Annotated in this window: 12 protein-coding genes; 4 read left to right on the top strand and 8 right to left on the bottom strand. The window is 69.1% G+C overall.

Annotation, left to right across the window (positions count from 1 at the left end):
• Positions 1-406 precede the first annotated feature (406 nt).
• Both ACFYMC_RS00655 and ACFYMC_RS00660 read right to left on the bottom strand, forming a co-directional pair.
• Positions 407-991, bottom strand: coding sequence for a hypothetical protein (locus tag ACFYMC_RS00655; RefSeq protein WP_388516633.1), 585 nt, complete (start codon positions 989-991; stop codon positions 407-409).
• Between the two features lie 1,061 nt (positions 992-2,052).
• The gene (locus ACFYMC_RS00660) at positions 2,053-2,472 is read right to left on the bottom strand and encodes a MarR family winged helix-turn-helix transcriptional regulator (RefSeq protein WP_388516636.1); all 420 of its coding nucleotides are present in this window, start codon (positions 2,470-2,472) and stop codon (positions 2,053-2,055) included.
• Between the two features lie 108 nt (positions 2,473-2,580).
• Between ACFYMC_RS00660 and ACFYMC_RS00665 the strand changes: the two genes are divergently transcribed.
• The 3 genes from ACFYMC_RS00665 (at position 2,581) to ACFYMC_RS00675 (ending at position 5,011) form a co-directional block, all read left to right on the top strand.
• Positions 2,581-3,609, top strand: coding sequence for an NADP-dependent oxidoreductase (locus ACFYMC_RS00665; RefSeq protein WP_388516639.1), 1,029 nt, complete (start codon positions 2,581-2,583; stop codon positions 3,607-3,609).
• A gap of 64 nt (positions 3,610-3,673) precedes the next feature.
• Positions 3,674-4,096: an organic hydroperoxide resistance protein gene (locus tag ACFYMC_RS00670; RefSeq protein ID WP_388516642.1), complete on the top strand. Its 423-nt coding sequence runs from the start codon at positions 3,674-3,676 to the stop codon at positions 4,094-4,096.
• 117 nt (positions 4,097-4,213) lie between these two features.
• On the top strand, positions 4,214-5,011 hold the full coding sequence (locus tag ACFYMC_RS00675; protein WP_388516645.1) for an EI24 domain-containing protein: 798 nt from the start codon (positions 4,214-4,216) through the stop codon (positions 5,009-5,011).
• A gap of 41 nt (positions 5,012-5,052) precedes the next feature.
• On the opposite strand, the gene ACFYMC_RS00680 is transcribed toward ACFYMC_RS00675, so the two are convergent.
• On the bottom strand, positions 5,053-5,979 hold the full coding sequence (locus tag ACFYMC_RS00680) for an SGNH/GDSL hydrolase family protein (RefSeq protein ID WP_388516648.1): 927 nt from the start codon (positions 5,977-5,979) through the stop codon (positions 5,053-5,055).
• A gap of 313 nt (positions 5,980-6,292) precedes the next feature.
• On the opposite strand from ACFYMC_RS00680, the gene ACFYMC_RS00685 reads away from it, so the two are divergent.
• Complete coding sequence (locus tag ACFYMC_RS00685) at positions 6,293-6,787, top strand: DUF3145 domain-containing protein (RefSeq protein WP_388516651.1); 495 nt, start codon at positions 6,293-6,295, stop codon at positions 6,785-6,787.
• Positions 6,788-6,872: 85 nt separating this feature from the next.
• Here the strand turns inward: ACFYMC_RS00685 and fabF are convergent, their stop codons facing one another.
• The 5 genes from fabF to ACFYMC_RS00710 form a co-directional block, all read right to left on the bottom strand.
• Positions 6,873-8,135, bottom strand: a complete 1,263-nt coding sequence (fabF, locus tag ACFYMC_RS00690) for a beta-ketoacyl-ACP synthase II (protein WP_388516654.1) — start codon at positions 8,133-8,135, stop codon at positions 6,873-6,875.
• A gap of 76 nt (positions 8,136-8,211) precedes the next feature.
• Positions 8,212-8,460, bottom strand: coding sequence for an acyl carrier protein (locus ACFYMC_RS00695; protein WP_388516657.1), 249 nt, complete (start codon positions 8,458-8,460; stop codon positions 8,212-8,214).
• A gap of 94 nt (positions 8,461-8,554) precedes the next feature.
• Positions 8,555-9,556 carry a ketoacyl-ACP synthase III gene (locus tag ACFYMC_RS00700; RefSeq protein ID WP_388516660.1) on the bottom strand — a complete coding sequence of 334 codons (1,002 nt, stop codon included), beginning with the start codon at positions 9,554-9,556 and terminating at the stop codon, positions 8,555-8,557.
• Between the two features lie 20 nt (positions 9,557-9,576).
• The gene (locus tag ACFYMC_RS00705; protein WP_388516662.1) at positions 9,577-10,491 is read right to left on the bottom strand and encodes an ACP S-malonyltransferase; all 915 of its coding nucleotides are present in this window, start codon (positions 10,489-10,491) and stop codon (positions 9,577-9,579) included.
• Positions 10,492-10,580: 89 nt separating this feature from the next.
• On the bottom strand, positions 10,581-11,777 hold the full coding sequence (locus ACFYMC_RS00710; RefSeq protein WP_388516665.1) for a PucR family transcriptional regulator: 1,197 nt from the start codon (positions 11,775-11,777) through the stop codon (positions 10,581-10,583).
• Positions 11,778-11,835 lie beyond the last annotated feature (58 nt).

Below are 11,835 nucleotides of genomic sequence, written 5' to 3' on the forward strand. Positions count from 1 at the left end.
TCGCATCCTCCGGCCGGTGCGGGGTGTGGCGCGCGTTGGGATGAGCCGGTCGGGGGTGCTGCACGGGGGTGAGCTGCGGGCACGTCGCCCCTGGGGATTCGATCGCTACTCGCGCGTAACAAGGTAGTGAGGGCGCTGTGGTGACGGCTCGCCAGCAATCAGATGCCCGGTGCGCACGGCGCACCGGGCATCCGCCCTCACCGCCTCATCGACCGCCGGGCAGGGCGCGCCTCAGCGCCTCAGCGCCTCGGTGCCCGGAGTGCCGGCCCGAGGCGCTGAGGCGCCGTACCCCACAGGGCCTACGCGGAGGCGCCGGGGTCGAGTGCGCCGCCCATGCGGTGGACCGGGGTCGAGCGGTGGGCGCTCCGATATGCAGGGAGGCCGCCGAGAGCGATCACCGGTGCGCTCAGGGGGCCGCTGGGCAGGGGCCTTCCTCGGAAGGAGAGAGGCGTTGCAGGAGCCCCCAGGTGAACTCCGCGACGTAACGCCGGACCCGTCCGGTGCTGTCGGGTCCGGTGAAAGCGAGTTGCCATCGGGTCGGCGCAGTGCCTTCCATGGGCTGTACCGGTGCAAAGCTCTGAGCCACCTCGTCCACCGTGCACGACCAGGGTCGTAGATCCTCGACCGTGCGCAGCACGGGAGCGACCTTGCCGGGGGCGCGCACCAGCCAGGCGTTCCAGACTTCGCCGCCCGGCCCGGCGAGTACCTCGAAGCGCAGTTCCGGCCACAGCGGGAGTTCCCACTGGAGTGCCTGGCAGTCCACGTCTCCCAGCCGGCGGGGCCCGACGGTCACGGGTGGTCCGAGTACCGAGCGGTAGCGGGCGAGTGCTCCTCGTGCTCTGGGAGAACGGACCATCGCCTGCCATCTTTTGTTGACCTCCCTGGACTGGGCGGGGCTGAATCCGAGACGCTGGCGGGCTTGCTCGGCGAGCCCTGGCTGGTGGTCCGCCATCCGTCGCAGCAGGACCAGCTGGAACTGGGAGGCATCCATGCCGTGTTTGCCTTTCGTGCGAAGGTCCCGGGGAATTGCACACCGGATCCTTACAGCTCCGGGACCTCTCCGTTGCCGTCCGGCCCATAATCTGCGGTCTTCATGAACTACTGCCACGAGTGCCGGCGGCATCTCAACGGTGCGTTCGCCTGCGCCGGCTGCGGCAGGCGCACTCAGGAGGCGTACCGCGGCGATGTGGATCCGGGACCACCGGCGGTGGCTCCTGCCCAGGATCCCACCGGTGACCGCGCCGCTGTTCTTGAGGCCAGCTTGTGGCTCGCGGGGTTGCCCGCCCGGCAGGAAGCGGATTCGACCCCCACCGTGCCGGCGGCGACGGCGGTCCGGGCTGTGCGCCGTCGAGCCAGCCACCGAAGGCGCCGCCGCACCGCTCTCGTCTTCGCAGCGGGGTTGCTGCTCGCGGCCGGGGGTACGCTGACCGCGGCCGAGTTGGCCACCGATGGCAGCGGGACGGGCCGGGACTCGACCGCTGCACGACTGGAGGATGCCGGGGCGCAGCCGCCTCGGAAAGGCGCGAGCGATGCTGCGGCCGGGAAGCCCACCACGGCGGCGGGCCGCCCGGCGCCCAAGCTGAGCGAGAAGCCGGCTGGGGCCTTGGGCCCGGAGCAGGCCGCCTCGCCCGCGGTGCCCGCCGATCAGGCCCCCGTCAGCAGCGCCCCCGTGACGGCCCCCTCGACCTCGGGTGCGGTAGGCACCGGCGCAGGAACGAAGAACGAGCCTGGGAAGAAGGAACCGCTGGATTCAACGGCGCCCTCCGTAGCCAGCGAGGAGGGTTTCGAAACAGCAGGGCCGCAGGCGCGACCTCGGGCTTCCCTCGCGCCCACGGTCTTGGCGGCGCCGACCGGCCCGGCGGACCCCGGGACCGAGGATCCGCATCCCGGGGTTGCCGTCACGGCCTCCGCCACGGGGGTGGCCGTGACGACGCCCAGCGCAGAGCCGGCTCCCGCGCCCGCGCCGAGTCCGACCTGTCGACCTTTCCTCCTTTGGTGTCTGTGAGGGGGAGCGACGGCTCAGGTGCCAGGTGGCGACGCCCGAGCCTCCCCTCAACCCAGCATCCGCTGGAGTAGGTCCCGCAGGACGGCCCGCTCGGCAACGCTCAGTCCAGCGAGCGGCTCGCGCGCGAAGTCCAGGGACTCACGCAGGAGCCCCGCGGTGCGGACCCCCTCCTCGGTGGGCGCTGCCACCTTCACCCGGCGGTCCGAGGGGTCCGGCCGGCGCTCCACCAGTCCGCGCGCCTCAAGCCGGTCGATTATCCCCGTCACGTTGGACGGCTCACACTTGAGCTGGATCGCTATGCGGCGCATGGGGGTCGGCTGAAGCGCCAGTAGCCCCAGCACCCTGGCTTGGGCTCCAGTGAGCTGGTGGCTCGCTGCCGCCTGCTCGTACTCCTCGTGGTAGCGGGCCACGACGGAGCCGATGAGTTCGACGACCTCGGTGGTCAGGGGGTCGGTGTGCGGGGTCATGGCCCTACTCTACCCATTTACTTGACAACCTGAAACATCCATGACCATGCTTGTTTCAGGTAAGAAACCATTGAGTGAGTCAAGCACTCGGCAGGAGAGGTCGCAGCTATGTCCGTCAGCACCCAGATCCCCACCACCGGTCGCGCGTGGCACCTGGTCGCCCGCCCGCAGGGCTGGCCCACCGCCGCCGACTTCGCCCTGCGCGAGGTTCCGGTCACCGAGCCCGCGCCGGGCCGGATCCTGGTGCGCAACCTCCACATGTCGGTTGACCCCTACATGCGCGGCCGGATGAACGACGTGAAGTCCTACATCCCTCCGTTCCAGCTGGACCAGCCGATGGACGGCGGGGCGGTCGGCGAGGTCATCGCCTCCGCCGCCGAGGGGATCAACGTCGGCGACCACGTCCTGCACGGCCTCGGCTGGCGCGAGTACGCCGAAGTGGAGGCCGCGCACGCGACCAAGGTCGACGGCTCGCTCGCGCCGCTCTCCTACTACCTGGGCATCCTGGGTATGCCGGGCCTGACCGCCTACGCCGGGCTCTTCGAGACCGCGTCCTTCAAGGAGGGGGACGCCGTGTTCGTCTCGGGTGCTGCGGGCGCCGTCGGGAGCCTGGTCGGTCAGTTCGCCAAGATCAAGGGCGCCTCCCGGGTCATCGGCTCGGCCGGTTCCGACGAGAAGGTCGCCCTGCTCACCGGCAAGTACGGCTTCGACGCCGCGTTCAACTACAAGAACGGCCCCGTGGCGCAGCAGCTGAAGGCCGCCGCTCCCGAGGGCATCGACGTGTACTTCGACAACGTCGGCGGTGACCACCTTGAGGCCGCCATCGGCTCTCTGAAGGTGCATGGCCGAGCCACGCTCTGCGGCGCGATCGCGCAGTACAACGACACCGAGCCGCCTGCCGGTCCGCGTAACCTCGCCCTGGTCATCGGTAAGCGACTGCGTCTTCAAGGCGTGCTCGTCGGTGACCACACCGGTCTCCAGCAGACCTTCGTCCAGGACGTGGCCGGATGGCTGCGCTCGGGAGAGCTGCAGTACGACGAGACGGTCGTGGAGGGCATAGAGAACGGTGTGGCGGCCTTCCTGGGCATGCTCCGCGGTGAGAACACCGGGAAGATGATCGTTTCCTTCACCCGCTAGGCTCACCTCAGGCCGTCGCGATCGTGGGCGCGAGTCGCGGCGCACACCAGGAGGATTTCCTTTCATGTCCATCCAGCAGTCCGACGTGCTCTACACCGCCGTTGCCACCGCGGAAAACGGCCGTGATGGTCGCGTCGCCACCCATGACGGCCAGCTCGACGTGGTCGTCAACCCGCCCAAGGAGATGGGCGGCAGTGGTGCCGGTACCAACCCGGAGCAACTGTTCGCGGCCGGCTACAGCGCCTGCTTCCAGGGTGCTCTCGGTGTCGTCGCTCGCAACGAGAGCGCGGACATATCCGGCTCCACGGTGACCGCCGAGGTGGGCATCGGTAAGAACGACGAAGGTTTCGGCCTCATCGTCAAGATCTCCGCCAGGATCCCGAACGTGGACGCGGCGACTGCCAAGGACCTCATCGAGAAGGCCCACCAGGTCTGCCCGTACTCCAAGGCCACGGCCGGCAACATCACGGTCGAGCTGGCCGTCTGAGTTCGACTTCGCCCAAACGCCCCGGAGGCCGCTCTGCCTCCGGGGTGGCCGTGGGTCGCAGCCCATCACGCGGATGCGACCCGCGGATCCTCTCGCGGCCCGGATAGGCTGCGCGCCATGCGAGATCTGATGGAGGGCGTGCGGTACCAGCTGGCCGGACAACGATGGGTGTTCCAGCACGGTCGCCGCCTCGGTCTGGGGCTGCTGCCGGCCCTGGTCTCACTGGCTCTGTACCTCGCCGCGCTCATCGGTCTCGGATACGGAGCCGATGACTTCGTGGCCTGGACGACCCCGTTCGCCGACGACTGGGCTGGTGCCTGGCTCGGCGTCTTCCGAGGTTTCCTGACGGCTCTGGTCTTCGGCCTGGGTCTGTTCCTCGCGGTGATCACCTTCACCTCGGTCACCTTGCTGGTCGGCCAGCCCTTCTACGAGGCCCTCTCCGAAGAGGTCGACCGTGCCGAGGGCGGCGAGGTCCCCGAGTCCGGCCTGCCCCTGTGGCGGGAACTTTGGATCTCGGCTCGTGACAGCTTGAGGGTCCTCGTGAGAGTCCTGCTCTACGGGATCCTCCTCTTCGGGCTCGGCTTCCTCCCCGTGATCGGCCAGACGGTGATTCCCGTGGTCGGCTTCTGCGTCTCGGGTTTCTTCCTGGCTGAGGAGTTGAGTGCGGTCGCCCTCCAGCGGCGCAGGGTCGAACTCCGTGAGCGCTTGGCGCTGCTGCGTGGAAGGCGGATGCTTGCACTCGGCTTCGGGGTGCCGCTGGTGGTGGCCTTCCTGGTGCCCTTGGTAGCGGTGTTCCTCATGCCCGGAGCGGTGGCTGGCGCGACCTTGATGGTGCGTGATCTGCTGCCGCCGGGTGGGGCCGAGGAGGCCGAGGGCGTATCGCAGAGGCCCCAGGTGCAGCCGATCGAAAACTGAGGCCGGGCGGCACCCGAGCGGTCCCGAGGAGACCGGGAGGGCTAGCGGACCGTGGTGATCTGGCGGTGTGCCAGTTCGGCGAGGCGCGCCTGGCCGTCGATGCCGGGGTGGAACCAGTCCCATGTGCTCAGCTGTGCGGTCGTGAAGGGGTACCGGAATACCGCCCCGCCGTCGTAACGGCATAGTTCGTCGCGGTCACACACTTCCTGCAGCGCCCGGTTGTACTCGATGACTCGCGAGCGCACAGCGGCCCGCCGTGCGTTCGCCGCCGTGTCATGCGCTTCCGGGTCGGCCAGCATCGACGGGCAGATGCCGAGCTTCCACACCCGGGTGCTCAGCTCGCTTCCGCGCCCCTGCTCCCAGAGTCGGCGCAGATCGGGCACGCTGGAGACGTAGACCTGGGTTTTGGGTAGTTGGGCGCGCAGTCCCACCAGTGCCCGTCGGAAGGCTTCCTGGAACTCGGGTGCCGGAGTCATCGCGTCCACCGATGTGCGGCAGGCGTCGTTGGCCCCGATCATCACGGTCACCAGCTCCGGACGGTATTGGGCGGCGGCGTTCATCTGTGCGGCGAGGTCGGCCACCCGTGCGCCGGTGCGGGCGAGGTTCCAGCTGAGGTTCTCCGCTCCTTCCGCTGCGGCTTCGGTGTCTTCCCGAAGTCGGGTGGCCAGGCTGCGCACCTGAGGGTCGTCCCCGGTGGCCCAGGACGCTTCCGGGCAGTCCGCCAGTACCGAACAGGCGTCGAAACCACGGGTGATGGAGTCACCCACAGCGGCGATAGATGCGGGGGCGGGGTTCCAGGCCGGTGTCGCCGAGGGCGTGGAAGCTACGGCCGTGCGGCTCGCGCGGGCTCCGGCGTTGTCGGCTCCGCTCGCCTGGCACCCCGTCAGGGCTCCGACCAGGAGGAGGGTGCCCGCTATGGATGCCTTGAGGCGGCTCCGCTCGCGGAACCGCTCTGGGACGTCACGCATGAGGTCTGCCCTCCCACTTGTTGCCTGCTCCTGCTGCCCGGGCGCCCCGCAGGGTGATCCGCTCGGTTTCCGCACGCCTGTGGACCGACCGTACGTCACACTTGCGCCCCCGGCGCACGGTAGCTTTTGCCTTGGCAGAACAGTGCGCGGCCCTCCGCACGATGCCAGGATATTCCGTTAAATTACATCACGTCACAAACTGTCCCTTTTCAGGAGATTCACTCCCGATGCTGTTTACTATGGGTGACCTCGGGAGCGGCACGGGTGCAAGGCCGCTGGGGAAGGCGAACCTCGTCCCACACTGGAGGTCCCGGTGACGACACGTGGAGTTCTGTACGTGCACTCCGCACCCCGCGCGCTCTGCCCGCATGTCGAATGGGCGGTAGCGGGTGTGCTTGGAGGGCGGGTCAACCTCGACTGGATCAGACAGCCGGCCTCGCCCGGTACCTGGAGAGCCGAGTTCTCCTGGCAGGCCGAGGCCGGCACTGCTGCCCGACTTGCCTCGGCACTCCGCGGATGGCACATGCTCCGCTTCGAGGTGACCGCCGAACCGTGCCCCACGGCCGAGGGGGAGCGCTACAGCGCCACGCCGGCGTTGGGCATCTTCCACGCGGTCACCGGACTGCACGGGGACATCCTGGTGCCCGAAGACCGGTTGCGCGCCGCACTCGTGAGGTCGGCCGGCGGCGAGAGCGAGCTGTCGGTGGAGATCTCCAAGCTGCTCGGCAAACCCTGGGACGACGAATTGGAACCCTTCCGCTACGCGGGCGAGGGAGCCCCGGTGCGCTGGCTCCACCAGGTGGTCTGAACGACCGGTGGCCCGGCACCTGGCCACGAAGGGGCCCCGCCCGGAACTCTCCAGTTCCGGCCGGGGCCCCTTCGTGTCGTTTGAGTCAGATGCTGCGGAAGGCCAGTACCACGTTGTGGCCGCCGAACCCGAAGGAGTTGTTGATCGCGACGATGTCGCCCTCAGGCAGCTTGCGCGGTTCACCGACCACGATGTCTGCGTCGATGTCCTCGTCGAGGTCGTCGATGTTGATCGTGGCGGGAGCCAGCCGGTGGTACAGCGCCAGCACGGTGGCGACGGTCTCGATGCCACCGGCACCGCCGAGCAGGTGACCGGTCATCGACTTGGTCGCGGAGATCGCGACGTGGTCGAGGTCATCTCCCAACACCTTGCGCAGAGCCTTAACCTCCGCGCTGTCGCCCTGCGGGGTCGAGGTGGCGTGGGCGTTGAGGTGGACCACCTCGGCCGGGTTGAGGCCGGTGTTGTCCAGGAGGTTCTGCACCGCCGCCGCGACACCGCGGCCGGTGGGCTCGGGCTGGGCGATGTGGTGGCTGTCCGCGGACAGCCCCTGACCCAGTACCTCGCAGTAGACGCGCGCGCCACGGGCGGCGGCGTGCTCCGCGGACTCCAGGACCACGACGCCGGCGCCCTCGCCGAGGACGAAACCGTCGCGGGCCTTGTCGTAGGGGCGAGAAGCCTTGGTGGGCTCCTCGTTGTTCTTGGACATCGCCATCATGTTGGCGAAGGCGGCGATCGGCAGCGGGTGGATGGCCGCTTCGGTGCCTCCGGCGACGACCACGTCGGCCCGGCCGGTGCGGATCATCTCGACGGCATAGCCGATGGCCTCGGCACCGGAGGCGCAGGCGCTGACCGGGGTGTGGACGCCCGCCTGGGCGTTCACCTCCAAGCCGACGTTGGCGGAGGGGCCGTTGGGCATGAGCATGGGGACGGTGTGCGGGGAGACCCGACGCACGCCCTTGTCCTTCAGTACGTCGTACTGGTCGAGCAGCGTGGTGACACCGCCGATCCCAGAGGCGATGACGGTGCCCAGACGCTCGGGAGCGACTTGGCTGTCCTCACCAGCGGGGGCGGTGTATCCGGCGTCCGTCCAAGCCTCCTTGGCCGCGATCAGCGCGAACTGCGCCGAGCGGTCCAGCTTGCGGGCGACGGGCCGGGGAAGGACGTCGCCCGGGTCGACGGCCGCCTGAGCGGCGATGCGGACCGGGAGTTCGGCGAAGCGCTCGCCCTCCAGGGGCTTCACCCCGGAACGGCCCGCGAGGAGGCCGTCCCAGGTGGAAGCGCTGTCGCCACCCAGCGGAGTGGTGGCGCCGATACCGGTGACGACCACAGTGCGATTGGTCGGGCTCACAGGAATTCTTTCTCCACGTGTCGAGGGTGCTGAATTGTCACGGCGTCACCGCCGGGTGGCGACTAACGCTCGGCGGTCAGGCCTGGTGCTTGAGGATGTAGTCGGCAGCGTCGCCGACCGTCTTGAGGTTCTTGACGTCCTCGTCCGGGATCTTGACGTCGAAGCGCTCTTCGGCGGCGACGACGACCTCGACCATGGACAGCGAGTCGACGTCCAGGTCGTCGGTGAAGGACTTGTCCAGCTGGACGTCCTCAGCGGGGATACCGGCGATCTCGTTCACGATGTCGGCGAGACCCTCGACGATTTCGTCCTGGGTGAAAGCCATCTGGCGCTCCTTGGATGTGTATCTGAGGTGGTGCGTGGTGGTGCGGTGGTTGCGACGCTCCGATCCCGGGAGGGTGTCCGCGGGAAGCGAGCGACTAGGGGAGAGTAACGACCGTCGCGGCGTACACGAGACCGGCCCCGAAACCGATGACGAGAGCGGTGTCCCCGCTCTTGGCGGCACCCGTGGCCAAGAGCCGCTCCATGGCGAGCGGAATCGAGGCGGCCGAGGTGTTGCCGGTGGTCTCCACGTCACGGGCGACCGTGACGTGCTCCGGTAGCTTCAGAGTCTTCACCATCGAGTCGATGATGCGCATGTTCGCCTGGTGCGGAATGAAGACGTCCAGGTCGTCCGAGGTGATGCCGGCCGCGTCGAGCGCCTGCTGGGCGACCTTGGCCATCTCGAAGACGGCCCAGCGGAACACCGCCTGACCCTCCTGGGTGATGGCCGGGAACTTCTCCACCGGACCGGAACGGTACTCGTCCCACGGCACGGTCTGCTTGATCGTCTCGGACTTGTCGCCTTCGGATCCCCAGACCGTCGGGCCGATCGCCGGCACGCTGGATGGACCGACGATCACGGCGCCCGCGCCGTCGCCGAACAGGAAGGCCGTCGCCCGGTCCTCCAGGTCCGTCAGATCCGAAAGACGTTCCACCCCGATGACCAGTACGTACGTGGCGGAACCCTCGACGACCAGGCCCTTGGCCAGGGTCAGGCCGTAGCCGAAGCCGGCGCAGCCCGCCGAGATGTCGAACGCCGCGGGTTTGCCGGCGCCGATCCGGTCCGCGATCTCGGTGGCGATCGCGGGAGTCTGCTTGAAGTGCGAGACGGTGGAGACGATCACTGCGTCGATCTGCTCCGGCACGATGCCGGCATCCGCGATGGCCTTGCCGGAGGCCTCGACGGACATGGCCGCCACGGTCTCCTCGGGAGAGGCCCAGTGCCGGGTCGTGATGCCCGAACGTGAACGGATCCACTCGTCGGAGGAGTCGATCGTCTCCAGGATCACCTCATTGGGCACCACTCGGGTCGGGCGGTAGCCGCCGACGCCCAGGATGCCTGCGTACGGGGAGCCCTTGGCAGGCTTGATCTTCGACATGCTCTTGTGGGCTCCTTCTCTCAGGCGGTGTGCTCGGCGATGAGCGCACGCGCCTTGTCGAGGTCCTCCGGGGTCTTCAGCGCCAGCGTCTTCACGCCGGGCAGACCGCGTTTGGCCAGACCCGCGAGGGTACCGCCGGGGCAGACCTCGATCATCGCCGTGACCCCGAGCTCAGCGAAGGTCTCCATGCACAGGTCCCAGCGGACCGGATTGGAGACCTGGCTGACCAGGCGGGCGACGACATCGGCGCCCGTGGTCACGACCTTGCCGTCGGCGTTGGAGACGTAGTTCAGCACCGGGTCGCTGACGGAAAGCCGCTCGGCTGCCTCGCCGAGTGCCGCGACCGCCGGGGCCATGTGGTGCGTGTGGAAGGCACCGGCCACCTTCAGTGGGATGACCCGGGCGCCCTCCGGCTTGTTCTCACTCAGCGCGGCGAGTTGCTCCGCCGTGCCTGCGGCCACGATCTGGCCGCCGCCGTTCATGTTCGCCGGCGTCAGCCCCAAGCCTTCCAGATGCGCGACCACGCTGTCGCGGTCCCCGCCGAGCACGGCGGACATGCCGGTTTGGGTGACGGCGGCGGCATCGGCCATGCCCAGTCCGCGGGTGCGGACGAAGGACAAGGCCTCGGCCTCGCCGAGCACGCCGGCGTAGGCGGCGGCGGTGATCTCACCGACGCTGTGGCCGGCCACAGCGCCGAACGCGCCGGGCGTTTGAAGTGCGGAAGCCGAGAGCAGACCCGCGGCGACCAGCAGCGGCTGAGCCACAGCGGTGTCACGGATCTCGTCTGCGTCGGCGGTCGTGCCGTAGCGAACGAGGTCCAGCCCGATGGCCTCGGACCAACCGGCGAGGCGGTCGGCGGCGCCGGGCAGTTCGAGCCAGGGAGTCAGGAAGCCGGGCGTCTGAGCGCCTTGGCCGGGAGCGACGAGTACGAGCACCCTCACACTCTCTCTTGTGGACGGTCGTCACCGCCCGTGGGGACAGGGACGAAGAACGGTCAGGGGAATTGTGCATGTCCGACAAAAGTTTAGGACTGCAGATCCCCGTCGGCCAGACGCCCGAGGATCAGGGCGATCCGCAGGGTGAACGCGGACCGTACATCCGATGGCGACCATCCGGTGACGTCCGTCACACGTCGGAGCCGGTAGCGCACGGTGTTCGGGTGCACGAAGAGCATCCGGGCGGCGCCTTCGAGGCTGCTGGCCTGCTCCAGGTAGACGCTCAGAGTCTCCAGGAGGGCGGAACCAGCCTCCTCCAGCGGTCTGTAGATCTCCTCCACTAGTTGTTCCCTGGCGGCAGGGTCCGCGGCAATGGCCCGCTCCGGCAGGAGATCGTCCGCGAGCACCGGCCGTGGCGCGTCCTGCCAGGCCGCGCAGGCCCGCAGCCCGGCAGCCGCGGCCTGTGCCGACTTGGTGGCGTTGAGCAGGTCGGGCACGACCGGACCGGCCACGACGGGGCCGGCCGCGAACGGGCCGATCAGCCCCTTGGCCACGTGGAGGGGGTTGTCGCTGCCGCCCGCGATGACCACGAGTCGGTCGCCCAGCACTCCGGTGAGCACCTGGAGTTTCGCGTGCCGCGCGGCCCGGCGGATCGCCTCCACCGTGAGCTCGCTGTCCCCGTCGGGTGCGGTGCCCAGGATGACGCACACGTGTTCCGGTGAGTTCCAGCCCAGCGCAGCGGCTCTGGACAGCGCGCCTTCGTCGGCCTCGCCCGAGAGCACCGCGTTGACGACCAGGGATTCCAGTCGGGCGTCCCAGGCGCCGCGGGCCTCGGCGGCCTGCGCGTACACCTGGGCGGTGGCGAAGGCGATCTCCCGGGCGTACACGAGCAACGCCTCGCGCAGGATCGACTCGTCACCGGGCGCCGCCACCTCGTCGATGGCCGCTTCCATGACCTCGATCGTGGTGCGGACCATCTCGACGGTCTGGCGCAGGGTGATCGCTCGGGTCAGTTCCCGCGGAGCGGTGCCGAACACGTCCGTGGAGATCGCTTGCGGGGTTTCGGGATGCCGGAACCACTCGGTGAACGCCGCGATTCCGGCCTGGGCTACCAGGCCGATCCAGGACCGGTTCTCCGGGGGCATGGCCCGGTACCACGGCAGCGTCTCGTCCATCCGCGCGATGGCATTGGCCGCGAGCCGGCCGGAGGACTTCTCCAGGCGGCGCAGGGTCGCGGCATGCGGATGGGCGGGCGCTGGGGAATGCTCACGTTCGGGTTGGGGCACGGGACAAGACTGCCTTATCCGGACGCCTATACCGACTCCCGGGGGGTTACGGTGACGC

Origin of the sequence: Streptomyces sp. NPDC006879 (genome assembly GCF_042869595.1) — a bacterium.
Lineage (GTDB): Bacteria > Actinomycetota > Actinomycetes > Streptomycetales > Streptomycetaceae > Streptomyces.

Excerpts from the sequence above, each read along its gene's own strand:
- ACFYMC_RS00680 (WP_388516648.1), bottom strand. The coding sequence starts at position 5,979 with ATGCGTGACGTCCCAGAGCGGTTCCGCGAGCGGAGCCGCCTCAAGGCA.
- ACFYMC_RS00675 (WP_388516645.1), top strand. The coding sequence starts at position 4,214 with ATGCGAGATCTGATGGAGGGCGTGCGGTACCAGCTGGCCGGACAACGA.
- ACFYMC_RS00660 (WP_388516636.1), bottom strand. The coding sequence starts at position 2,472 with ATGACCCCGCACACCGACCCCCTGACCACCGAGGTCGTCGAACTCATC.
- ACFYMC_RS00670 (WP_388516642.1), top strand. The coding sequence starts at position 3,674 with ATGTCCATCCAGCAGTCCGACGTGCTCTACACCGCCGTTGCCACCGCG.
- ACFYMC_RS00665 (WP_388516639.1), top strand. The coding sequence starts at position 2,581 with ATGTCCGTCAGCACCCAGATCCCCACCACCGGTCGCGCGTGGCACCTG.
- ACFYMC_RS00700 (WP_388516660.1), bottom strand. The coding sequence starts at position 9,556 with ATGTCGAAGATCAAGCCTGCCAAGGGCTCCCCGTACGCAGGCATCCTG.
- ACFYMC_RS00695 (WP_388516657.1), bottom strand. The coding sequence starts at position 8,460 with ATGGCTTTCACCCAGGACGAAATCGTCGAGGGTCTCGCCGACATCGTG.
- ACFYMC_RS00655 (WP_388516633.1), bottom strand. The coding sequence starts at position 991 with ATGGATGCCTCCCAGTTCCAGCTGGTCCTGCTGCGACGGATGGCGGAC.